Source organism: Nostoc sp. DSM 114167 (genome assembly GCF_052692655.1).
On the sequence record NZ_CP195116.1, the window covers coordinates 1,252,123 to 1,275,681 of the forward strand.

The 23,559-nt window shown below is 42.1% G+C and carries 16 protein-coding genes and 2 pseudogenes; 13 read left to right on the forward strand and 5 right to left on the reverse strand.

The window, feature by feature from the left end:
- The first annotated feature begins 231 nt into the window (after nt 1-231).
- The 3 genes from NSTC731_RS05170 to NSTC731_RS05180 all read left to right on the forward strand — a co-directional run bounded on the left by NSTC731_RS05170 (nt 232) and on the right by NSTC731_RS05180 (nt 2,638).
- Nucleotides 232-759, forward strand: coding sequence for a gamma carbonic anhydrase family protein (locus NSTC731_RS05170; protein ID WP_445629902.1), 528 nt, complete (start codon nt 232-234; stop codon nt 757-759).
- Nucleotides 760-968: 209 nt separating this feature from the next.
- Nucleotides 969-1,094 (forward strand): photosystem II protein Y, encoded by a 126-nt coding sequence (locus NSTC731_RS05175; RefSeq protein WP_322671746.1) that lies wholly within the window; start codon nt 969-971, stop codon nt 1,092-1,094.
- Between the two features lie 245 nt (nt 1,095-1,339).
- Nucleotides 1,340-2,638 (forward strand): bifunctional folylpolyglutamate synthase/dihydrofolate synthase, encoded by a 1,299-nt coding sequence (locus NSTC731_RS05180; RefSeq protein WP_445629903.1) that lies wholly within the window; start codon nt 1,340-1,342, stop codon nt 2,636-2,638.
- A gap of 65 nt (nt 2,639-2,703) precedes the next feature.
- On the opposite strand, the gene NSTC731_RS05185 is transcribed toward NSTC731_RS05180, so the two are convergent.
- Entirely contained in the window at nt 2,704-4,002 is a 1,299-nt protein-coding gene (locus NSTC731_RS05185) for an ABC transporter substrate-binding protein (RefSeq protein WP_445629904.1), read from the reverse strand.
- A gap of 152 nt (nt 4,003-4,154) precedes the next feature.
- Here NSTC731_RS05185 and pilM point away from each other — a divergent pair, with 152 nt between their 5' ends.
- From pilM to NSTC731_RS05230, 9 genes and pseudogenes are all read left to right on the forward strand, one after another.
- Nucleotides 4,155-5,261: a type IV pilus assembly protein PilM gene (pilM, locus tag NSTC731_RS05190; protein WP_445629905.1), complete on the forward strand. Its 1,107-nt coding sequence runs from the start codon at nt 4,155-4,157 to the stop codon at nt 5,259-5,261.
- 4 nt (nt 5,262-5,265) lie between these two features.
- Nucleotides 5,266-6,042, forward strand: coding sequence for a PilN domain-containing protein (locus NSTC731_RS05195; protein WP_445629906.1), 777 nt, complete (start codon nt 5,266-5,268; stop codon nt 6,040-6,042).
- The gene (locus tag NSTC731_RS05200) at nt 6,039-6,803 is read left to right on the forward strand and encodes a pilus assembly protein PilO (protein ID WP_445629907.1); all 765 of its coding nucleotides are present in this window, start codon (nt 6,039-6,041) and stop codon (nt 6,801-6,803) included. The genes NSTC731_RS05195 and NSTC731_RS05200 overlap by 4 nt, the downstream gene beginning before the upstream one ends.
- 280 nt (nt 6,804-7,083) lie before the next feature.
- Nucleotides 7,084-9,267, forward strand: coding sequence for an AMIN domain-containing protein (locus NSTC731_RS05205; protein WP_445629908.1), 2,184 nt, complete (start codon nt 7,084-7,086; stop codon nt 9,265-9,267).
- Nucleotides 9,268-9,760: 493 nt separating this feature from the next.
- A pseudogene (locus tag NSTC731_RS05210) lies at nt 9,761-10,825 on the forward strand (ISKra4 family transposase).
- Nucleotides 10,826-10,884: 59 nt separating this feature from the next.
- Nucleotides 10,885-11,529, forward strand: a pseudogene (locus tag NSTC731_RS05215) (Uma2 family endonuclease).
- 702 nt (nt 11,530-12,231) lie between these two features.
- Complete coding sequence (locus NSTC731_RS05220; RefSeq protein WP_010998076.1) at nt 12,232-12,516, forward strand: HU family DNA-binding protein; 285 nt, start codon at nt 12,232-12,234, stop codon at nt 12,514-12,516.
- A gap of 26 nt (nt 12,517-12,542) precedes the next feature.
- On the forward strand, nt 12,543-13,652 hold the full coding sequence (gene cobD / locus NSTC731_RS05225) for a threonine-phosphate decarboxylase CobD (RefSeq protein WP_445629909.1): 1,110 nt from the start codon (nt 12,543-12,545) through the stop codon (nt 13,650-13,652).
- 71 nt (nt 13,653-13,723) lie between these two features.
- Nucleotides 13,724-15,175 (forward strand): dihydrolipoyl dehydrogenase family protein, encoded by a 1,452-nt coding sequence (locus NSTC731_RS05230; RefSeq protein ID WP_445629910.1) that lies wholly within the window; start codon nt 13,724-13,726, stop codon nt 15,173-15,175.
- Between the two features lie 554 nt (nt 15,176-15,729).
- On the opposite strand, the gene NSTC731_RS05235 is transcribed toward NSTC731_RS05230, so the two are convergent.
- From NSTC731_RS05235 to NSTC731_RS05250, 4 genes are all read right to left on the reverse strand, one after another.
- Complete coding sequence (locus NSTC731_RS05235) at nt 15,730-16,293, reverse strand: hypothetical protein (protein WP_445629911.1); 564 nt, start codon at nt 16,291-16,293, stop codon at nt 15,730-15,732.
- A gap of 111 nt (nt 16,294-16,404) precedes the next feature.
- Nucleotides 16,405-16,998: a DUF4360 domain-containing protein gene (locus tag NSTC731_RS05240; RefSeq protein ID WP_445629912.1), complete on the reverse strand. Its 594-nt coding sequence runs from the start codon at nt 16,996-16,998 to the stop codon at nt 16,405-16,407.
- A 684-nt stretch (nt 16,999-17,682) separates the two neighbouring features.
- Nucleotides 17,683-18,390 carry a diacylglycerol/polyprenol kinase family protein gene (locus NSTC731_RS05245; protein ID WP_445629913.1) on the reverse strand — a complete coding sequence of 236 codons (708 nt, stop codon included), beginning with the start codon at nt 18,388-18,390 and terminating at the stop codon, nt 17,683-17,685.
- Between the two features lie 150 nt (nt 18,391-18,540).
- Nucleotides 18,541-20,310 carry a DUF3685 domain-containing protein gene (locus tag NSTC731_RS05250; RefSeq protein WP_445632022.1) on the reverse strand — a complete coding sequence of 590 codons (1,770 nt, stop codon included), beginning with the start codon at nt 20,308-20,310 and terminating at the stop codon, nt 18,541-18,543.
- A gap of 143 nt (nt 20,311-20,453) precedes the next feature.
- On the opposite strand from NSTC731_RS05250, the gene NSTC731_RS05255 reads away from it, so the two are divergent.
- Nucleotides 20,454-23,450, forward strand: coding sequence for a pentapeptide repeat-containing protein (locus tag NSTC731_RS05255; protein WP_445629914.1), 2,997 nt, complete (start codon nt 20,454-20,456; stop codon nt 23,448-23,450).
- The last annotated feature ends 109 nt before the right edge of the window (nt 23,451-23,559 follow it).

Genomic DNA, 23,559 nt, shown 5'->3' on the forward strand with positions numbered 1-23,559 from the left:
TACAAACATAGTTTTGTCTTCACCAGCACTAGTGGGTTGGATTATACACTTCGGCTCAACCACTTTGGGTTATTTGCTCGCTGCTGCATAGACACGGTGTTGCGGCAGGAACATTGTTCACTAGTGTTTTCCTCAGCGTAGAGGCTTGACGCTGTGATATCCTGGTTGTGCAACCAGCCTCAAAGGTTGGAGTTTCTCCAGTGTTCCTGGGTACCATATTCATATTCTATCGTGTCTACCGCTTCTTACTGGACATCTCCTGATTTTTCTCAAGCTGCCTTCATTGCGGGCAATGCTGTTGTTATGGGTTCGGTAAATATAGCAACAGGAGTGAGCATTTGGTATGGAGCAGTGGTGAGGGGAGATGTAGAACAAATTGAAATTGGCGAATGCACAAATATTCAGGATGGTGCAATTTTACATGGCGATCCTGGTTTTCCAACAATCTTAGAAGATCATGTTACCGTAGGGCATCGCGCTGTAGTACATTCTGCTTACATTGAACGTGGAAGTTTGATTGGCATTGGCGCAGTGATTTTAGATGGGGTACGAGTGGGCGCTGGTAGCATTATTGGTGCTGGCGCAGTGGTAACTAAAAATGTACCGCCTTTGTCCTTAGTTGTCGGTATTCCAGGTAAAGTATTACGGCAAGTAACAGATGTTGAAGCCGCAGAACTGATTGAACACGCTAAACGCTACCAAAAGTTAGCTTTAGTTCATGCTGGTAAGGGTACTGATATTGGTTTTAGCAAGGCTTAGAGAATGGGGAGCAGGAGAGCAGGGGGAGATAAGGGAGAAGAATTAATAACCAATGACAAATGACTGATGACTAATAACAAATATCCAATGCCCCATAATTTAAACATTCTTTACATTTGGATTTGGAAAAATTGCCCACTTCAGCTAAAAATAAAAATGAGAGCTGTTGACAAAACTTTAATTTCTACTTAAAAGAGGGGTTCTTAGATATGGATATCGATTTTCGTATAGCGATCGTTTTAGCACCAGTAGTCATTGCTGCTAGTTGGGCAGTGTTTAATATTGGCGCTGCGGCTTTAAGACAATTTCAAGGCTTTTTCGATAGAGAAGCTTAAATTCATTAATGGGGTATGGGGCACGGGGCACTTGTACTGAGTTTCGACTGCGCGGTAATCGAGCGACTTGTACTGAGTTTCGACTGCGCGGTAATCGAGCGAAGTCGAGATTCAACTACCGCGTAGTCGAAGTAAGTCGAGATTCAACTACCGCGAAGCCGAAGTATTAGGCATTGATTATTCCTCTTGTCCCCTTTGCCCCCTTGTCCCCTTGTCCCCTTGTCTCCACTCCCTACTCCCATTCCTTGGATATCGATTCTGTAATACAACCCCTGCAACGCTTTGGTGTCCATTTGGGACTCGATCGCATTGTCAACCTATTGGCAAATCTCGGCAATCCCCATCACCAAGTCCCGGTAATTCATGTTGCTGGCACTAATGGCAAAGGTTCAGTCTGTGCCTATATTTCCTCAGTACTCACAGAAGCTGGTTATCGTACAGGACGCTACACTTCACCCCATCTAGTTGATTGGACGGAACGTATTTGTCTGAACGAACAGCAAATTTCCTCTGAGGAATTGAGTCAATTATTAGAAAAAGTCCAAGCGGTTATTCGTCATCAGGACGAATCGGCAACTCAGTTTGAAGTAATTACAGCGGCTGCTTGGTTATATTTTGCGCAGCAGCAAGTTGATGTGGCTGTAGTAGAAGTCGGACTGGGAGGGCGCTTAGATGCTACCAATGTCTGCTTGGAACCTTTGGTTACACTCATTACTTCCATTAGCCGGGAACACTGGCAACAACTTGGCCCTACCGTCGCTGACATTGCTAGAGAAAAAGCAGGTATTCTAAAACCTGGATGTCCCGTTGTGGTTGGGCCATTACCACCAGAGGCAGACAAAGTGGTGCGATCGCGTGCCTTAGAATTACAATGCCCGATTTTTACGCCTCAACCTGCCCGTGAAATCGCTACAGGATGGGCAGAATATCAAACTATTCAAAATTCAAACTTAATTAAATACCCTTTGCCATTAGCCGGACAAATTCAATTAGCAAATTCCGCTTTGGCAATAGCTGCTTTAGAAATTCTCCAACAACAGGGTTGGCAGATTTCAGAAGAAGCCATAATTAACGGTATGGCCAAAACTAAATGGCCGGGGCGGATGCAATGGATTACTTGGAGTAACCATAAATTATTACTTGATGGCGCTCATAATACCGCCGCCGCCGAAGTTCTTCGCCAATATGTTGATAGCTTAGACGCAGTTAACCATAAGCCCGTCAATTGGGTTGTGGGAATGTTTGCTGATAAGGATCATGCTGATATTTTTACCGCCTTACTGCGACCAGGCGATCGCCTTTATTTGGTGCCAATACCAGTAGAACCCTGGCCCGGTAGAACTTCTGCGGATCTAGACTACTTATCAAATCTAGCTTACAGCCTCTGTCCCGAATTAAGCGATCGCCAAATCCATCCAGATTTATTCACAGCACTAACAGCCGCCACTACAACCGCTACCACAGAAGATTTAATCGTTTTGTGTGGTTCTCTTTATTTAGTCGGCGACTTTTTAGCAACCACCAATATATTTCATAAATCATAATTACGAATTATGAATTACGAATTACGTTAGCGTAGCGGTAGCGACGCAGGAGCGTCATTACGAATTTACCTCTGATTCCATTCTTGCGCCGCATCTTCAACAGCTTTATCTACAGTTTTCTGCCCTAACATTGCTGCTTGCAAGTTTTCGTAAACTGCCTTTTGCAGTTTATTAAAATCCTTCAATGTCGGGGTCAATATTTCTGCCTTTGGCAGTTCTTGAGCACTCATTACTCGTGCTTTTTCTATTGTTGAAGCATTAGCTGGAACATCTTTAAAGTAACTATCAGACAATGCTTTGATTGTAGAAGGCAGAACATTTGCAGCTTTAGCAAAGGCTAACTGATTTTCGTTATTGGTGACAAATAAAGCAAACTTCACAGCGCCATCTGGTTGTTTGCTATCGCGGGGAATAACTATGTTCATCACCGCGACATTTTTCTTACCTGTGTCACCAGTGAGTTGAGGTGCTATTTCCGAAGCTTGAGCAATTTTCGGGGCATTATTAGCGATCGTTTTTAGGAACTCTGGCCCAGAAGCTAGAAACGCAGTCTCTCCAGATTGGTATAAATCGATCGCGTGGCGATGTCCTTGGGTTAAAGCCTCTTTAGGAAGCAAACCTTTTTTATACAAATCTACCCAATACTGAAACGCGGCTTTTCCTGGCGCTGAATTAAACGCCGCTTTCCCCTCAGCATCTATTAAGGTGACTCCCATTTGCACGAAAGATTCCAGCACTTCACCAGAATCTTGCGGTACGAAAGTTACAAAAAAGGCATATTTTCCCGTCTTGTCTTTAATTTGTTGCGCTGCTTGTGCTAATTCTGCGTAGGTTACGGGGACTTTATTGATACCTGCCTGTTTTAATAAATCAGTGTTATAAATGGTTAACCGTGTGGTGAGATACCAGGGAATCCCAAAACTCTTGCCATTAAGCGTGCTTGCTTTCCAGATATTTGGCAGATAGGAGGAACGTACATCATTCGGGACTTTAGCATCCAAATCTAACCAGGCATTTCGTCCGGCAAGTTGGGAAGCAAAACCCGGATTCAAGTTAACTACATCAGGTGGCGTTTTTGCGGAGACAGCTGTTAATATTTTGTTCTCCATTGCTGCCCAAGGTACATCAACCCAGTTAATCTTTATACCTGGATTTTGCGATTCAAAATTCGCAATTAGGCTTTTGAAGTAGTCGGTAAATTGAGGTTGGAGTTGCATTGTCCAAAACTCAACAGTTCCCACTCCTGAAGTAGCTTGTTTTGTACTTGTATTAACATTACCTGTGCTGCAACTGATAACCCAACTGGTTATTAAGCCAAGCAGTACAAAAGCAACAAGTTGTTTAAATTTTCGCAATTGAATCATTTTCCCAGTATTTTTACGCTTGATCGGTGTGAAAAGCTTAGACAGAATTGTTGAGATTATAGGCTAAATAAATTACCCGTAAAGACGTAATATATAACGCCTTTACTGCAACAAATTTAAATTTTCAATTTAGCAGTCCAGCGGGCACAACTGTGGTAAAAAGCTTCAATAGTCTGTTTGGCAAATCGAAAAAAGGAGTAGGCATTGAGCTTGCTCCCGAACGAGTGAATGTAGTTCAGCTACGCAAGCAGGGTCAAGGCTTGAAATTAGAAACCTATACATCGGTAGCAGTTCCAGAAGGGATAGTTATCGATGGTCAAATCAATGACCCTCCAGCAATGGCGCAATTAATCCAGCAAGCGCTAGCTGAGAGCAAAATCAAAACTTCTCACGTTGCTACTGGTGTACCAGGACGAGATTCTATCGTTCGGATTATACCAGTGCCAGCAGAGTTAGATGATAAAGAACTGCGAGAAATGGTGCTGAACCATGAAGCAGGTTTGTACTTACCCTATCCTCGTGAAGAGGCTGATGTAGATTATCAGAAACTTGGGTATTTTGTAGATGAAGATGGCATTGAAAAGGTACACGTACTCCTAGTTGCCACCCGCAAGGAGATCACGGATACCTATATAAGTACCTTCGAGCAGGCAGGATTACAAATTGATGTTTTAGAAATTAACAGTTTTGCTCTAATTCGGACTATTCGCGAACAACTGCGACAATTTGGGCCGCAAGAAGCAGCAGTACTAGTTGATATCGAGTTCGATAGTACAGAAATAGCCATCATCGTTAACGGAGTGCCGCAATTTTCGCGCACAGTCCCCATCGGGACTTATCAAATGCAAACTGCCTTAGCAAGGGCAATGAGCTTACCTACATCACGAGACATGGAATTGTTACACGGAATGGTTATTCCTGCAACTCCCATAGACGGAGGTAAAACTGGCGTTACCGAACTCGATCCTGGCATGGCTGCCATCTTGAGAGTCTTGGGAGAACTAACGGATGAGCTGCGCCGTTCCATCGATTTTTACCTGAATCAAAGTGAAAATTTGGAGGTAGCGCAGATTTTATTAGCCGGACCAGGAGGTGGACTTCAACAGCTAGATGAATTTTTTACCCAACGATTGAGTTTGCCAACTACCCAAATAGATCCAATCGGATCTTTATCTTTGGAAGTTGACACTGATAAATATCCACAGGTACAACGCTCTGGCTTGGCGATTGTACTAGGTCTAGGAATGCGGGAGGTGTAATAAAATGTACAGCCTAGATGTTAACTTTCTTAAAGACCGCCCAGCATACCAGAAAAAGCCAGAGAAACAAGGAGGAATAGCCCTAAAACTTCCTACGGGGGATTTGACACTACTGTATGTAGGAGTTGCAGTAGGTATAGGTCTTCCGGTTTTATTTGGAGTTGGTTGGTGGTTGCTGCAAGGGAAGATTGTTGAATTAGATGGTCAGATTGCACAACTAGATCAAGAAAGCAAGAGGTTAGATACAGAAATAGGAAATATTAACAAAATCAAAGACGAGACGAAGGCAATTAAAGGGGAAACCCAAGCTTTAGTAACTGTATTTGACCAGATTCGTCCTTGGTCAGCAATGCTGCAAGATTTGCGCGATCGCATCCCAACGGCAGTGCAAATCGAAAATATCAAGCAAATCCCACCCATTGCAGTAGCAGCAGGTCAGCCGCCAAATAATCCCGCGGGGGGATTAGAAATTAACGGATTGGCTCGTTCCTTTAATGATGTCAATGATTTCTTATTGAGTTTACAACAATCTCAGTTTTTAAAGCCTACAGAAACCAGAATTCTGACAGCAGCGTTAGTAGATGCTCCCTTAACATCAAGTGCGAGTCAATCTTCTAATAATGTCGTAATTAAGCCACCTCAAGTAGTTAAATACACTATTCAATCGAGCATGAACGACGTTCCAGCGTCGGAATTAATTCGAGAGTTGGAAAAAAAAGGCACAGTGGGGTTAGTAACTCGAATTCGTAATATGCAACAAACAGGAGTCATTTCAAAATGACGCTGAGTGATGATTTAAATTTTGCCGAACAAGGTGGGGAATTCGATCCGGCAACGCCAGCCGCACCTGTGGTATTTGGTATTGCTTTCACACCAAAAATTATTGGGATCTTGGTAGGGGTAGTTGGTTTAGCGGGAGCAGCTTATATATTTTTAAATCTGCTGATGCCAGCTTGGGAAAGCTATCAGCAACAGCAAGCCAAAAGCTCTGAACTGCAAGCGCAAATTGAGCAAAAAAAAGCCAATATCAAACAGATTGACAAAGTTAAAGACGAACTAGCACAGGCAAAGCAGCAAAAAGTTCAGGTTTTAAGTTTATTTGCTAACGAAAAAACCTTAGATACATTACTGTTGGATTTGAACCGCTTAATTGAGTCTGGCAATAGTGCAACTTCTATTAATGCAGTCAGAGCCAAACTGAAGAGATATGTGCCGATTTCCCAAAAACCAGAACCGATTACCGATGGAAGTCTAGGACTAGGGGTTGACGGCAAGCTGCAACGCAGTACGATCAGCGCTGAGATTACAGCAACTTATGAACAAACACAATCGATAATTCGTAACATTGAGCGGTTACAGCCTTTGTTAATAGTTAAAGATTATCAAGCAACTTTGGCTCCAACAGAGACAAGATCCCCATTAGATAAAACGCCGATGCAGGTAGGCCCAGCAGCGATTAATACATCATTCCAGTTACAGGTATTGATGCCACTTAGCCCAGAAGAAATAGCGGCAGCAGCGAAAGCTGCCCCGAAAAAGTAGTCAAATTAGAGCTAGGACGAATAGAATTCGCGGCTACACAAGCGTAGACAAACCCTTCCCACAGACTAAGGAAATAATTGAGGGTTTTGAAACTCACGTTCGCCCTTGGCCTTCCCGTAGGGTAGGTGGGCAAAGTCTCGTGTAGTTAAGCCAACATGGTCTTTTCCAAAAAGGAGAGGCTAGCGCCAATGGGGAAACCCCATAAGCAATTGGCGTGTGGTTTCTAAGTGCCTACTCAAAATTGTTTGTAAACAAGGTTTTATAAGGTGAGGAATGAACTGTGAAACAGCTTCACGGTAATAGTTTTATTTTAGCTACTGCTGCTTTTGTATTTTTGGCAGCTCAACCAGTTTGGGCACAAATTAGTCAAGTTACTGATGTCAAGTTAAATCCCGTTAATGGTGGAATTAACGTCGCTTTGAAAACTTCTTCCGGATCGCGCGCCCAAGTTTTCACTACAAAAAGAGGCAAGGCTTTAGTCGCTGATGTTATCAACACTCAATTACGATTACCACAAGGTAATAGCTTTCGTCAAGATAACCCAGCACCAGGAATTGCCTCTGTTGAGGTTAGTCAGCTTGATGCTAATAGTGTTCGGGTGACGGTAACTGGGAGCAACGATGCACCTGGCACTCAACCTGTGATGCGATCGCCAAATGGAATTACACTCAGCTTTAGCCCTTCAACAGGCACTACAGCATCAGCACCAACGCCAACAGCGCCAACAGCCCCAATATCCACATCCACAGCACCACCTGTTACAACTCCAGCCCAACCTGGTCAAAATCCAGGTGTTCTCGTTCCTAACCCGCAAGTCACCATTGACGGACAACCTGCACAAGCTGCTGGGCCAGGTCAACCTCTGAGTCAGGCTCCACCGTTCTTACCTCGAGCCGTCGCCCCCCCAGTGGGAGATATTGCTATTTCGGCTACCGATGCTTCTCCTAGCACTGTTGACTTAGCAACTCAGGAACGTGTACCTCGTTTAGTACTGCGAGATGCCCCAGTACGTGAGGTTTTGTCATTACTTGCCCGTGCTGCCGGTTTGAACTTGGCTTACGTAGGAGGTGAGCAAGCTGGTGGAGGTCAGGCAGGTGGCGGTGCTAATGCACCAGCAGTTTCTCAAACTATTTCTTTAGATATAGAAAATGAGCCAGTGCAAGATGTGTTTAACTACGTTTTGCGCTTGAGTGGTTTAGAAGCTAATCGCAGTGGTCGTACAGTTTTTGTCGGAGCCAAACTACCTAATGCGACCCGTGATATGGTTATGCGTAGTATGCGGCTCAATCAGGTTACGGTAGGAGTCGCCCTGAATTTTTTGGTTGGCTTAGGAGCAGAAAGTGCCGTCAGCCGCGAACGACAAATTACCAGTGTTAGTGCTGTAGCCGTGGGTAATGCGGCTGCTCCCATCACTCAAACTCAGACGACAACGGAAACTCAAATTCAACCTCTACGCGTTGATTTTAAAGACTCTAGTCCATTATTAAGAGGTTTACAGGCATTAGGAGACGAGCGCACCAATTCCCTGACCTTAATTGGCCCTCCTAGACTGATTGAGATTGCGATGGCTCAACTAACTCAGCTTGATATCCGCCGTCGTCAAGTGGTAGTCAACGTCAAGATTATTGATGTTAACCTCTCGAACATTCAGGACTACAACAGTAGCTTTTCTTTTGGGGTTGGTAACAACTACTTTAGCAATGATGGTGGTATTGCAACTCTAAATTTTGGCGGTGCTAGACCACCTACTAGTAGTGAAGTAAGAAGTAGCGTTACTAGTACACCAACAATTCTAGATCCAAGAGCTGCTTTGACTCCTGCATACAGGTTTACCAAATCTCTTCTCACTAGCTTGCAGGCTCAGGTTACAAATGGCAATGCCAAGATTTTGACCGACCCAACCTTAATTGTCCAAGAAGGTCAACAGGCTCTGGTCAATCTTACCCAAGAAGTAGTAGGAAATATAACCCTCCAAACAACAGATACTTCTGGTGGTTCTAGGACAGAAAGAACAATTGAGAAACAAAAAGTGGGCTTAACCTTGAACGTCAAAATTGAGCGGATTGACGATAATGGGTTCGTTTCTCTATCGGTTGCTCCTACTGTCAGTGCTCCTTCCGCCCCAGCAGATACAGGAAATGGACAAATTGTTTTAGTGTCTGAGCGCTCCCTTACTTCTGGTTTAATTCGCTTACGAGATGGTCAGACACTAGTCCTGAGTGGTATTATTCAAGACCAAGACCGGACAGCTGTCTCCAAAATTCCTATCTTAGGCGATCTTCCACTGATTGGTTCGCTATTTAGAAGTACAAACCGACAAAACCAGCGTCAAGAGGTGATTGTGTTACTTACACCTCAGATTATGGATGACTCTGAGAACTCCTCCTACGGCTATAACTACACTCCCAGCCCAGAAGTACGGCAAATCCTTGAGCGTCGTGGGTTGAAGGTTCCTGGCAGGTAATAAAGATGATGAGTAGGTGAATCACCTTTGCTAAAGGCTCAGATACCCGGCTTCTTAAAGAAGCCAGGTATCTTCTTTTTTACGAGTAGGTTTAAGTTTAAATGTCATTCTAGAATAAAACTATCCAATTACAATAGAAGTAACAGTAGTGGGTGAATACTAATCATTTCAGAATAACAGTTATTAAGAAATTGGCGTTTTTTTTATACAATAAAAACAAGAGGAAGTTTGAGATTTTATTGAATTTTTTGGATTGAAAACCTCTGTCAATAAAATCCCTTTGGAAAAATGTTATTTATAATTTTCATTAAAATAAATTGAGTAACTTGGTATTCATCATCGATTAATTGATAAATAGATTTATTACGTTCAGCCTTAACAGTAATATTAAGGGATACAGTAGTGGAAAAGGGAGCATCTCACTTTTGCAAATATAAGCGTAAGTGAAGGAAGATAATTACACTCTTTGACACGATTAGCAAGTACAACTACTATGACCCCTGAAGACTCCCAACGTCTGGAAGCCTGTTTGCTGGAAGCAGCAGAGATTCTTTATCGGAATACTAGGACTGAAGAGCTAACAAGCTTTGAGAGTTTAGAAAAAGCAGTAAGAACCAGAGTTCTAGAGCAAGTAAGTCCAAAAATTGCTTTTTTTTATTAAACAAGTCACAGGTACACAAAAAGGTAGAGCAAGAATAGTCAAGAGCGTTGTGGGAAAGATAACACTGACAGATAAACAAGCAAAAATATTAGGGTTAAAGCCTTATAGCCAATTGAGTCCACTATTTGAAAAAAACTGCTTGCTATTGAGTGGGAATGAATCATTCCAAGATTCTGAAAAAGATATTGAAGCATTAACAGGGATAAAAGTCTCTCATAGCACTTTACAACGACTGGTTCATCGGCAGGAGTTTGATCAGCCGGAGGCTTTGCAAGGTGTATCAGAGGTAAGCATAGATGGAGGAAAAGTCCGACTGCGTTCTCAAATTAAGGGTGTGGAAAGTTATAGGCGGGATTATAAAGCAGTCCGTTTACAAGGTATTTATTATGGTACATTCTTCCAAGACAACTTATCCTTGATAGATTGGGTCAATAGTCAACGTCTTGTTTTTCCTCTTATTTGCTTAGGGGATGGTCATGATGGAGTGTGGAATCTGTTTAAAGAGATTGGCACTATTGCTATTAGACAGGAAATTTTAGACTGGTACCACCTCAAAGAGAATCTGTACAAGGTTGGTGGAGCGGTCAAACGTCTTAAAGCCGCAGAGAAATTTCTTTGACAAGGTATCTCGATTTAGCGATCGCACTATTTGTCGATTTGAAAAAAAAGCCTGCACAAAATTTCATCACCTATCTTAAAAAGCATTCACAACGAATCGTTAACTATGAGTATTTTTCTACTGAAGGTTTATGTTCTATTGGTTCTGGGGCTGTGGAATCGGCTGTGAAACAGATCGGTAAACGTTTAAAAATTTCTGGCGCACAGTGGAAATTGGAAAACGTACCTCGAATGCTACAACTGCGAACTGCCTATCTCAATGGTCAGCTTAGTACCTGATATTTTTGCAAAAGTGAGATGCTCCCACTGGAAAAAGATTTGTTGCAAAGAACTGAACTATGGTGGCAATAACAACATCTGCAGAAAATAGGGTTTTACTCCAAAACATTAGGTGGCAGACATTTAAAACTATGCTGGCTGAAATGGGTTCAGATCGTAATTCCCGATTTGCTTATGATAATGGAACGATAGAAATTATGACCCCACAAATGCCGCACGAGAACTCAAACCGTGTAATTGAAGGTTTTGTTGGTGTATTCTGCGAAGAGTCGGGCTGGGAAATTAGACGCGCTGGTTCGCTAACTTTAACGCGAGATGATTTGCAGCGGGGAGCCGAGCCAGATAGTAGCTACTACATTCAAAATGAAGCCCTAGTTCGAGATAAAGAAAATATTGACCTCGCCACCGATCCACCCCCTGACCTGGTGCTGGAAGTGGAATATTCCAGGTCTGCAATAGACAAGCTGAGGTTTTATGCTGCAATGGGAGTCCCAGAATTTTGGCGTTATAACGGCAGTGTGTTGCGAGTTTACACACTACTTGCAAGTGGGTAATACTCAGAAGTCAAAACCAGCCCTACTTTTACGCCTGTGTCAGTGAAGGAGATTCCTCAATTTATCCAAGAAGCGAAGAAGAATGGAGAAATTGCTACTACTCGTGCTTTTCGAGCTTGGGTACAACAAAAAATTTCTGCTAAGGATTGACTCACTCCGGCATTTTTTTATGATGGGCTTGCAAAAAATAAATAATCTCAAAGTATATGGAGACAGTTAAAGGCGTAACGGATGCACCAGAAGAAGTTGTTGCAGCGTAGTTTACCACCGTAGGCATCGCCCCACAAATGTTAAGAAACATGTGACTAATGGATAGCCTTCTAGGGGAAAAGCTTTAATTTTTCCTCTTCGCTACAAAAGAAGCTTGCTATGGGGTTAAATTTCGTATTGGATTTTCCATATCAGATAAAAAGTGAGCAAAATCTGCGATTTTTTAAAGAAATCGGGAATCTGAGCCTTCAATTTCCATAAAAATTGCTTAATCTCAGCAATAACTCTTCAACATCGGTAATGAATGCCAACAAACATTGACCATCTCTTCCCTGTTTTCTTGGCAATTGCGGGATTTACTAGGTATTTTTTCCTACTTTTGGGTTGATTTTTAGTGAAACAAGTACCCTAAAATTACAAAAAATCCTGAAATCTATATAAATTAATGGTTTCATCTATCCACATCAGGCTACTACACCTTAGAATGATTCATTGAAAAGTCGAGCCGATGGGATGTACAGCCGTTTTGAGAAAAAATACTCCCAAAGGATGATTTTTGTATTTCCACGAACAAAGATTTCAGTACGGATGTATTAATCTGCATCCGTACTGAAATCTCAAGTAAACCTTCAGGAGTTTGACATGAACAAAGGTGAATTAGTTGATGCCGTAGCTGAAAAGGCTAGTGTTACCAAAAAACAAGCGGATGCAGTTTTAACTGCTGCTTTGGAAACGATTATTGAAGCGGTTTCCTCTGGTGATAAGGTAACGTTGGTGGGATTTGGCTCATTTGAATCACGGGAACGTAAAGCCCGTGAAGGTCGCAACCCGAAAACAAATGAAAAAATGGAAATTCCAGCGACGAGAGTTCCTGCCTTCTCCGCAGGAAAACTGTTTAGAGAAAAGGTAGCACCCCCAAAAGCATAGGTTCTGTCTTCGGGAACCCTTTTTTAATGCGGCAACCTGCACACGGGGGAAATTTAGCCTGGGCAGCAGCACTGGCTGGCTGTCCCCCTGATGCTATTCTGGATTTTTCTGCTAGCATCAGCCCGTTGGGGCCTCCAAACAGCGCGATCGCTGCTATTAAGTCCCAAATTGGTAATATTAAGCACTATCCAGACCCAAACTATAGTGAACTGAGACTAGCTCTCAGTCACTTCCATAAATTGCCGTCAGAGTGGATTCTGCCGGGTAACGGCTCCGCAGAATTACTTACTTTAATCGGTAGGGAATTAGCTCAATTAGCCGCGACAATTTTAATCACTCCAGCCTTTGGCGATTACTACCGAACCTTGGCAGGGTACAACGCTAATGTGCTGGAGTGTCCTTTGTCATTGGTGAGCCAGTGCGGTCTTGGGGGTTTCCCTGGTCATTGGTCATTGGTTATTGACAAAGGACAAAGGACAAAGGACAAAGGACTATTGCTGAATAATCCGCACAACCCAACCGGAAAACTATTTTCACGGGACTCTATTTTGCCCTACCTGGAGCAATTTACTTTGGTTGTGGTGGATGAAGCATTTATGGATTTTGTGCCGCCCAATGAGGAACAAAGCCTGATTCCGGTGGTGCAGGAATATCCGAATTTAGTAGTATTGCGATCGCTGACCAAATTTTACAGTCTCCCAGGACTACGATTGGGATATGCGATCGCACATCCTGACTGTTTAGCTAAATGGCAGCTATGGCGAGATCCTTGGCCTGTAAACACGCTAGCGGCAGCAGCGGCAATTGCGGCACTCCAGGATACGGAGTTTCAGCAGCAAACCTGGGCATGGCTACCACCTGCACGAAACCAACTGTTTCAGGGTTTAGCTGAAATCCCAGGATTGCAACCCCAAGCAAGTGCTGCTAACTTTTTACTGGTTGAGTCCCAAGAATCTACTTCCCAGTTACAGCAACAATTACTCAAGTATCACCAGATTTTAATCCGCGATTGCCTTAGTTTTAAAGAACTAGGCGATCGCTTTTTCCGGGTTGCTGTACGTCAAGAGTCCGATAACCAACGCTTACTAACAGCGCTAAACTCAGTGCTGAGTGGGGAGTGGAGAGTAGGGAAATAGGGGAAATGAGGTAATTTTCATTTTCACCCATACCCAATGCCCAATACCCAATGACAAATGACAAATGACAAATGACAAATGACTACGATGTTGTAATTATTGGTGGCAGTCTTGCTGGATACTATGCTGCACTTGCTGCAACCCAACTACGTGCTACAGTTGCCCTGGTACAAACCAAAGTAGACTACGGGTTTACTCATCACCATGCTCTGACCGAAATTGGTAAACTAGCGCAGAAGTTGAAGGATGCGGCTGGTTTTGGTATTCATGCCACACACACTGATACCTCAGAAGAATGCCAGATATCTATGGCATGGCAAGAAGCGATGCTGTATGCTCAATGCGTCGCTTCAAATCTCCAAGAACAGTATTCCCCAGCCATTCTAGCTGCACAGGGAGTCGATGCGATCGTTGGCAGTGGTCAGTTTCAATCTTCACCTCAATTGGCTTTTGCCGTTAACAATCGCCTACTACGTGCCCGTACTTATTTGCTAGCCAGTGGTTCGCGTCCAGAAATTCCAGAGATTGAAGGATTACAAGCCACTGGCTATCTAACCCTTTCTAATATTTGGCAATCCTTCCAGGGAGCGACATTGCCTAAAAATTGGGTAATTATCGGTGGAATTCCCCAAAGTATTGAAATTGCTCAAACTTTAGCAAGGTTTGGTTGCAGTGTGACGCTGGTAGTCAAGCATCCTTATGTTCTTCCATATCTAGACCCTGAGATAGCCACATTGCTTCAGGCGCAGCTAGAAGTCGAAGGTGTGCGCGTACTCACCGAAAAACCAGTAACTCAGGTGAGGGTAATTGAAAATAAAAAGTGGATTCAAGCAGGAGATAAGGCCATTGAAACTGATGAAATTTTAGTGGCGACTGGCCAACAGCCGAATCTTGAATTTCTCAATTTGGCAACAGTAGGTGTGAAATGGCATCGGCGTAGCTTAGTAGTAAATGATAAACTGCAAACCACTAACCACCGCATTTATGCTTGTGGAGATGTAATTGGTGGTTACGACTTTGCCAATATTGCTAATTATGAAGCAAAAATTGCCCTGAACAATGCACTATTTTTCCCTAGATTACGAGTAAATTATTCCTCACTTCCTTGGGCAATATTTTCTGCGCCAATGCTGGCGCAAGTGGGTTTGACAGAGGCACAGGCAAAACGCCAATTTCGTCGAGATGAAGTTTTAGTTTTGCGACAGTATTTTAAAACAGTGGCCGCAGCCCAACTTCGGGATGAAACCACTGGTATGTGTAAATTAATTGTGCTACGCAATGGGGAAATTTTGGGAGCTTCGATATTAGGGCCAGAAGCTGGAGAATTAATTAATTTGATTGCCTTAGGAATATCACAAAAAATAAAAGTTAAACATATAGCAAATTTATCTCCTGCCTACCCCAGTTTCTCAGAAATTCTGGAACGAACTGCAAGAGAGTGGAGTAAGCAAAAGTTAAATACCAACATTCCTTTGCAAGAGTTTTTAGAAGGCTTCTTCCATTTCCGCCGCAATTGGAATTAGCACTTACGCACGCAGTTGTCACTATAATAACTTAAACAAGGTACTGATATAGGACTCCAATTTGATTTCTGAAAACATCTTGAGACTGAAAAGCCCATTTTATAATAAGGGTTTTATCTAAGGGACTTCCAACACAAAAAATATCCGATCTTGGTGTAGGTAGGGGCTTTCTGGGGCAGGTTTTTTTGATTAGACAAATTTTTGGGATTTTAAAACCAAAACCATTGTCTGAGAACTTAAAACTACGTTCAATAATTGAGAACATTCTCAACTATTTATCGAAAGCCTAAAAGCCTGCCCTTGAAAGGTAGGTAGGGGAGCAGGGAGCAGGGGGCAGGGGGAGAAAGAAAAATACGATCTGAGTCAATTGGATAATTTATTTTCTGGAAGTCCCTAAAATTTCGTTTAAAAATCAGATATGAGTCCTATATCATTACTGACTTCCACAAGGATACTGACTTTACAGTTCTCGCTGCCTTTGCCAATCTTGACAGCACCTCGATCGCAAACGCAACGTCATCAGAATTGAGGAGCATCCCTCAAAATTGAGCTTATTATTTTTGTTGAAGTGCAAATTTGAAATCTGTCAACTCTAATTCTCCTCCGGTTGTTGTTAATACTAAATTAATGCCTAAAACACTTTTTCCTGTAGTTGTATAGTTAGTTGGAAGTATTTGCTTGGTCAAATCAAAATTTATAGTACTTTCATATCTTATTTGATATGGAGTTGGTTTATCGCCAAGTAAAAATGATGTAATAGCTACTTGTGCTGGTGCTTTCTTGACTACACCTTTTACAGCTAAAGGCACGAGCCTAAATTGTTTTTGACTATTAGAGGTATCAATTCTAATGATACATCTAGCCCTTGACGATTGTGCCTTTACAGTTATAGGAGCGCGAAGCGTAAACTGATTTATTTGGGGATTGAAGCTTATATTACATCCTCTGTTAACCGAAAATCGCGGCTGGGTGTTTACTGGAGTAGCAGTGCTAGATGAATTGGCATCATAACAGAAAAAAAACAAGCACATTAATATGAAAAAATTACGTGCATCACTCAATCTCAACATAACTTCCTCTCCATCAACATAAATTTGTAATTTTAAAGAAGAATACATTCGGTAGATTCAATGAGTGGGGGATTTAGACTCACTACTCATTGAATTTACCGAATTTGGAATTTGGTGCGGTGTATCACCATCTATCCGCAGAATCGCTAAAAGCAACTACTAGCAACGCTTTAGGTCAAAAAAAAGTATCACATCCCCAGCATTGATATCGGCTGTATCAACGAAAATAGAACTTCCTGGTGAGGATTGTGCAGTCAGATTAATACCTAATAATCCTTGTCCACCACCACTACATAAACCTGTAGCAGCTAGAACAGTAATCTCATCTTGCTCCGCAAATGCTTTACTAGATGTAAACTTGCTAGTTTTAGGGGGAGCTACAGCTTGACCAAGAGCACCACCACTAAAGCTATAAGTTCTGTTTAAACTGGTACCTTTACTCTTGCTATTAATATCAGTAGTTCCTTGGTACAGTACTTGTACATTTTGGACGATGAAACCACTTGGAATAAAACTTTGAACGCGTAAAATACACTTTTGACGCTGACCATTGAATGCACTAAAGTTATCCAAGATGAGCGATAAGGTTCTACCATCCTCTCCAACAAGCTGATCGGCAACCTTACATCCACCAGATCCAATTGCATCTCCAAAAGTAATACTAGGCTCGTCAGCCAAAACCTTGGTCGCGATCGCGTTGAGTCCAAGAATTGTAGATATAGACAGTAATACACCAAATTGTTTAAAGTTCATATTGATTGTACCTATGTTGCTAGAGTTGTTTTTTGATGAAAAATGCATTTAGAAGCTAGAAGGTACGAGGTATGAAGGCATTTTTGCTTTAATCCCACGCTTAAAAGCATGAGATTGAAGCAAGAATGCTTTATGTCTGGTGTTACATATCTCGACACAATTTTGTTTTAGTAATGGACAATCACCTACTACTAAAGTTTTAATTGATACTTACAGGCTTCTGCCTTTTTCAATTGTGGGAAATCCTTTCAAGTATGCTTTGACAATTTCTGCTCAATCAGAAAATGAAGCATAACTGTGTATCGCTGGAGTTAATAGGAATAAGATGGAAGTCAGGTTACAAGATGTATTCTTGCTGTATGTCCATGTGGCCAAGATCATATAGTTGTCTCGATCAGAAAATATGTGTTCTCAATCACAAACATATTGTGTTTCTGAACACTGCCAACTTCAAAATAGTAGTATTGTAGTATGAAGTAGCAGTACTCCAAAGTTAGGTGCTCAAAATAAGGGGTATAAATCGCCGAATTAATAGTGCGATACCGATAGCGCAGCCTTAGTGAGGCGTCGAGCGTCACAGCCTGCCGCAGATATCGCAGTGAAATAGCTATTTTTATTGAGAATCTATATTATAAGTGGCTGAAATTCTAGTTTTAGACTGAGAACGAGGTAATTGGAAGTGCCTTAAAAACACTGCATAAAAATCCAAACTACTCCCGCTGCTGTTAGAGGTACGCTGAGGTTATCTGTGCCGTGGGGCGAGACTGCCTCTGCGAGGGTTGCAAAAGTAGCAGTTACCACTGCCGTCAACAATGGCCATCCGAAACTTAAAGGCTTTGCTAGGGGACTTAGCAAAGAACCAGGTAGCAATAACAGCACCAAGAAAATCACTACTGTACTCGTTATAAACATTGCTGCTGAACCTTCCCAGGAACGCACAGAACTTCCAACTTGGTATTTATGCTGCCCAAAACGTTTACCGATTAATGCTGCTAGTGCGTCACCCCAGGTCATCGCCATTATCCCAGCGACAGCGATCGCAACGCTATCTACTGGCCCATCTGGTCGCCACAGTAACCCGAACAGCAGTGTCACTGAGATAGCGAAATAAACCGTACCGGGTGAGCTATCCTGGGTATCCATTGCGCCGATGATTCGGTAGCGGTAAAATAAGTAGTTCAGTCCGATAAAGGTAGCAAAAGGTATAATTCCGATTTCCCAATTCTTAAACAGTAGCAGGACTCCGAAAGTCCACATCCCTGCACCAATATGGATTACTTTGCGGGTCAAATCCGGCTTTACACCTAATAGCCTACGTAGTCCCTCGCCAATCACGAGCAGACTGATAGCGTAAACATACGAAATTGCTAGTCCGATAAAGTGATTTGTCATTTGTCACTTGTACTGAGCGAAGTCGAAGTATTTGTCATTTGTCATTGGGCATTGAGTATTTATCTATTGTTATTCCCCTTCATCTCCCGGTTGGTGAGCGTAGTCGAACCACATCCCCCTGCTCGCTGCGCCCTTTGCCCCCCTGCTTCTTCATTTGGGTCGATCGCTATTTCGTCTAAAGTTCTTTTCTACTGACGAAACGCTACCAATACCTTGAAGAATACCACGACCGATTAAACCTAAACCCCGACCAACTATTTGGGTAAGGATAAAAACTATACCGCTACCGAAAATAGCTAATAGCGATTTTAAACGCGGTGCGATCGCATCACTAAATTCTAGGAGCAATGTCACTACTAAGGGAATATTAGAAAGTTTTACTAACTCCTGATTTCGAGGGGCATAAACTGAAGTATTGGCAATGCCACGAGGCGCAATTACAAATAGCTCATAGCGACTTTCAAAAACTGCTTTTGGCTCGTTTATATAATTTTTTAATCTATATTTCCACGACAAATCATTTCTAAATCGTTCAATTTCTCTTGTAGAAATCAATTGGCGTCCATAAAAATTTTGCTTAATCTCTTCTACATCTGCTAAATAATTTAACAGTGGTTGCACTACTCCATTCGCTACCTGAATCAATAGGTTCTCTAAAATCATTAATGCTTGAGATTTAGCTTCGGCGCTCACTACTGGATAGGAGGTATTATCAATGTTCAATTCTGTTTGAAATAAAAGATAAGAATAAAGTTCACAAACTAGCGGAATTTGATTGAGAATCTCTCTCTGTACAACCTCTGTATTTTTCAGCAATAAATTAACAATTTCTATATTTTTATTAACTATTTTAATCCGAGAAAATTTTCCAAAAAAATCTGTAATTGCTGCTTGCCATAAATCACACAATAAAGTATTTTTTAGTTCATATAATTGATTTATCTCTATTTGAGAAGTACGCAGTTCATCTAACTGTTCAGCTAATTTTTGTAGGATTAGATAAAGTAATTCCCGTTTTTTATCTTCACGAAAGATATCAATTTCTAAAGGTACATCTGTGACATTTCGTAAAGAAAATTGAAGTTTAGTAGTACAAGATGTAAACAAGGCAGATTGTAGGGTTCCCGGACTCAGTAAGGGTGATACAGTTTGCCTTTGCTGAATGGCAGCACTTAATAAAGGAGTCAAAGGTGGCTCATCAGCAAGCGGAATCTGTTTTTCTTGCCTTTCTTGTGATGAAACCAACAACCGATTTAGCAACCAACGAGCCGCTAGCAGTTCTCGCCGCTGTCCAGCTAGAATGGCTCGATCTAGTACTGGTAGTCCAGGAGTTTGTAATTGTGCTGTTACTGCGGCTAGGGTAGCATTAATGTTAGCGATTCCTGACAAACGTAAATTATTTCGCAGTTTAAAAAAGGGCAGTGAAGAGTGGGCAGTAGAGACGCGATTAATCGCGTCTCTATAGGAGTTAGGAATTATTACTGCTTCTGTATCCTGGAACCAGTAAGAACCACCATCAGCAACTTTTTGGATGGCGGCGACTAACTCAGGAAGTGGTGTACCTTTTGGGGAGTAGCCATTTACACCAACAGATTTCGCAGCTAATAGCAGTCCTTGTTCTTGAATAGAACTGAGGAGCAGGATTGGTAGGTTGGGATATAAGGCTTTGAGTTGCCGACAGAATTGTAAACCTAGCTGTTGACTGGTGGTAGAGCGACCATTGCCAAATTCTAAAACTACCAGATTTACCTGGTTAGGGTCTTTTTCGGCAATTTCTGCTAGAATCTGCAAGGCAATGGTATCAGTTTCTACAACTGCGATCGCTTCTAAGTTAGGAATTGCTTCTAAGGCTATCCGTAATCCCAGACGAAAAATTGGGTCTTGGTCGATTAACAATAATTTTAAAGGGCGATCGCTCATAGTCCACTCAATTAGATCGGCACTGTTTTTTACCAATCAGAAAACAACTTTGATACAAAACTTTGTCTTCCCCATTGTCACCTGTTTTCGCAAACTGATAAATCGATCGTAATTGCCATAAACAGCTTTCACTGTGTGATTAAATGAACCTGAGTATTCGGCACTGGTTGGCAGAACGCCATATCGCAATCAATCAAATCAGAGGGTTTTCTGAGGGGCAATTGGCAGGTATTGCCTACCAGATTGTTCAGGATATGGAACTCAAAAGCCTGATGCCTTTTGATATATGTACCTTGGTAGAGGTTTTAGAACTGCCCTTAAGTATTGTTTGGGAAGAAATCAGTGTCATTTCCCAGCTGACAGAAAAACTGTTGCGTAGCCTCAGCCAAAAAAAACCGTTAAAACGTAACGAAGGGACGTGGTTAGCGTTTCAAATTGCCTATCTTCAAGCTTTACAAGCAATTCTAGAGCAGGAAGCAAGCTTACAAAAACCGTGGTTAGACCGGGCAATTATACCCATACAAGCACACATACTTAAAGAGGATGTGGGTAAATTCATCCTCCAAGATCCGCAACTACAAGGATTGCTAAAAACTCTTAGCCCAGGTAAATTAACTGATACTCAAGCTGAACAAGCACTGTCTTCGGTTGCAGATTCATTGCTGGTGCAACAAATAAATAACGCTGCTATCGCTTGGTTAGTTGCCAATGGTGCAGAGGAACCGGAAGCTAAACTTCTAACACAGCGTTTAATCAACTCACTTCCTGGTGACATATTAGTAGTTGTCACCGAGAATGCTGCACCTTTAGCCCAACTGCAAAAATTTTTCCGTTTGGGGATTTCATTATCTCCCAGTTTCATTACCCCAGAAGTTGGTTCTACAGTCAGTGAAAAAATTGATTTGCACCGAGAACATTACCGTGCAAGTTTGATTAAAAACCTCAGTATCCCTTTGCTAATGGAATCCTTTGCGCTTAAGGATATCTATGTGCCACAAAAAGGCTTACCAATAGAGGAAAATATTTCTGAGCAGGATAAAAAAGCTGTTAAACCAGTTGATTTAAAAACATGGGCACAGCAACAGTTAACTGATTTAGAAACGATCGCTGTTATTGAGTCAGAACCGGGTTATGGAAAAACTAGTTTTTGCCAACTTTGGGCAGCACAGGTAGCACAGGAATTGTACCCTACTTGGATACCTATAGTAATTAGGTTGCGAGATGTAAAATATGGTAAAACTTTAATCGAAACTCTAAATTCTGCCTTTGCTGTTAATCTTTCAACTTGGTTAGAGCAAGAAAATCTCCCTTGTCTGTTGCTGCTGGATGGTTTGGATGAATTGCCCCATTCTGCTCAGGGTATCAGGGCACAAGCAATTTTTATTCAACAATTACTGAACCTTCAATCTCAGCACCGCCACAAAATTGTGTTGACAAGTCGCTCAACGACTTTACCAGAAATCGTCTCGGAACTACCGCTATTGTTGAAGCGAATTATTATTCAGCCATTGGATGTAGACGAATTTAAGCAATGGTTTCAACAGTGGGCAAAAGTGCAATCATTACCGATTGCTCAAAATTTCTTTACATTATTAAAACAGGCAGGGTTATTTGCTAACCAATCAAAGTTAAGCGAATTATCTCCCCTTATCCGTCAACCCTTAATGCTGCATTTGTTGGGCCTCTTGCACCGCGAGGGATTGCTAGATGATGAACTATTGCAGTTAGCAGCTAATACCCAAAAGTCTTTTCTATTATGGGAAATTCATCATCGTCTGAGTCGATGGTTGTTGGGTTATCCGCTAATTGGTGGGATCAAGACGATGTTACTGCGTTCGGGTACGGCTCATATTCATCGGACTCCAGAAGCGATCGCTAATTTACTCGCTAATCGTCATCCCCAAGATTTACTCGAGCAGATGCAAGCGATCGCTCTCAAAATTTTACACTCGCAACGTCATCAAATTAATCTAGCTGGTGAATTTAATACTTTACCAGGGTTTTATTTTAAAATTTGGGATGTAGAAAGCTCAGGCGAAAGCGCAGCAAAAAGTAGTTTAATTGAGTTTTCGCATCTCAAGTTAGGAGAATCTCTTTGTGCAGATGCTGTTGCTGCCCAACTTAAACTTCTGACTCAGTACCAAGATGAGGCTTATGGCACGCCCACTTTTGTACTCGATCCCAGTAGCGTAGCCCAGAATATTTATAATTTACTAGGTTACGGGATACTTAGCCAAGAAATTGAAGAACTAGCGATCGCCGGATTGCGTCGCCAGCAAAAACACAAATTTTCGTTTGAAGTTTTGTTTCAACGTCTTTTATCTTTCTGGCGTGCTTACTGTCAAGGACGTTGGTTAGATGAGGGGATAGCCCACAACGCTTTGACTAATTTTCATGCACTGCAAAACCCTGTGAATGTTGAACAGGTGAATGCTGCGGTGGGACTGAATGTATTTTTATTGCTTTGTGCTTGCTACCGAGAAACAAAAGTTCCATTTTGGCCTTGTGGAAATCCAGTCAATTTGACAGAATTCAATCCAGAGGTGCTAAGTGTGCTAATTGCTAGGACAATGGTTTTGCATAAAAGCGCTTTTGCAACCCGAATTAAGTCTCTGTCTGGACTCAATTTATCGGCAGCCTCCTTATCGCAAGTGATGTTAACTGGGGTAAATCTTGAGCAAACAAATTTATCTAATGCGGAGTTAACAGGTGCGAATTTGGCTGGAGCCAATTTGCAACAGGCAAACCTTGCAGGCGCGAACTTACAATATGCCAACCTCGCAGGCGCAAACCTACAACAGGCAAATCTCACAGGCGCAAACCTGCAACAGGCAAACCTGATGGGGACAAATCTTAATTCTGCCGATCTCACCAACGCCTGCTTATGTGACACCATCCTTGCTGCGACTGATAAAAAATTGGCCGCTGAAAATGGTGCTTTGTTCTCTAAAGAAATGTTCCAAAAACTAAAACATTTGGGATCGCAGCAACCCTTCTTAAACACCGTAAAAATCACGCCAAACACAAACCTTAATTGGAGTAAAACTCCTGCGGTTGGACTAATTGAAAGCTGTGAAGGCGCAATTTTGTCAGTAGATTTAGATGATGATGTCGATGATGAGACAGTTTTTGGTAATTAATTTGATTGGGCATTGGGTATGGGGCATTAGGCATGGGGCACTTGTACTGAGCGGAGCCGAAGTATTGGGCATGGATAAGAGACAAGGTAGACAATGAAGAGGGGGGAGA

Coding starts and splice junctions, on each gene's coding strand:
- NSTC731_RS05175 (WP_322671746.1), top strand. CDS start 969: ATGGATATCGATTTTCGTATAGCGATCGTTTTAGCACCAGTAGTCATT.
- NSTC731_RS05185 (WP_445629904.1), bottom strand. CDS start 4,002: ATGATTCAATTGCGAAAATTTAAACAACTTGTTGCTTTTGTACTGCTT.
- NSTC731_RS05195 (WP_445629906.1), top strand. CDS start 5,266: ATGTACAGCCTAGATGTTAACTTTCTTAAAGACCGCCCAGCATACCAG.
- NSTC731_RS05200 (WP_445629907.1), top strand. CDS start 6,039: ATGACGCTGAGTGATGATTTAAATTTTGCCGAACAAGGTGGGGAATTC.
- NSTC731_RS05220 (WP_010998076.1), top strand. CDS start 12,232: ATGAACAAAGGTGAATTAGTTGATGCCGTAGCTGAAAAGGCTAGTGTT.
- cobD (WP_445629909.1), top strand. CDS start 12,543: ATGCGGCAACCTGCACACGGGGGAAATTTAGCCTGGGCAGCAGCACTG.
- NSTC731_RS05230 (WP_445629910.1), top strand. CDS start 13,724: ATGACAAATGACTACGATGTTGTAATTATTGGTGGCAGTCTTGCTGGA.
- NSTC731_RS05235 (WP_445629911.1), bottom strand. CDS start 16,293: ATGTATTCTTCTTTAAAATTACAAATTTATGTTGATGGAGAGGAAGTT.
- NSTC731_RS05240 (WP_445629912.1), bottom strand. CDS start 16,998: ATGAACTTTAAACAATTTGGTGTATTACTGTCTATATCTACAATTCTT.
- NSTC731_RS05245 (WP_445629913.1), bottom strand. CDS start 18,390: ATGACAAATCACTTTATCGGACTAGCAATTTCGTATGTTTACGCTATC.
- NSTC731_RS05250 (WP_445632022.1), bottom strand. CDS start 20,310: ATGAGCGATCGCCCTTTAAAATTATTGTTAATCGACCAAGACCCAATT.
- NSTC731_RS05255 (WP_445629914.1), top strand. CDS start 20,454: ATGAACCTGAGTATTCGGCACTGGTTGGCAGAACGCCATATCGCAATC.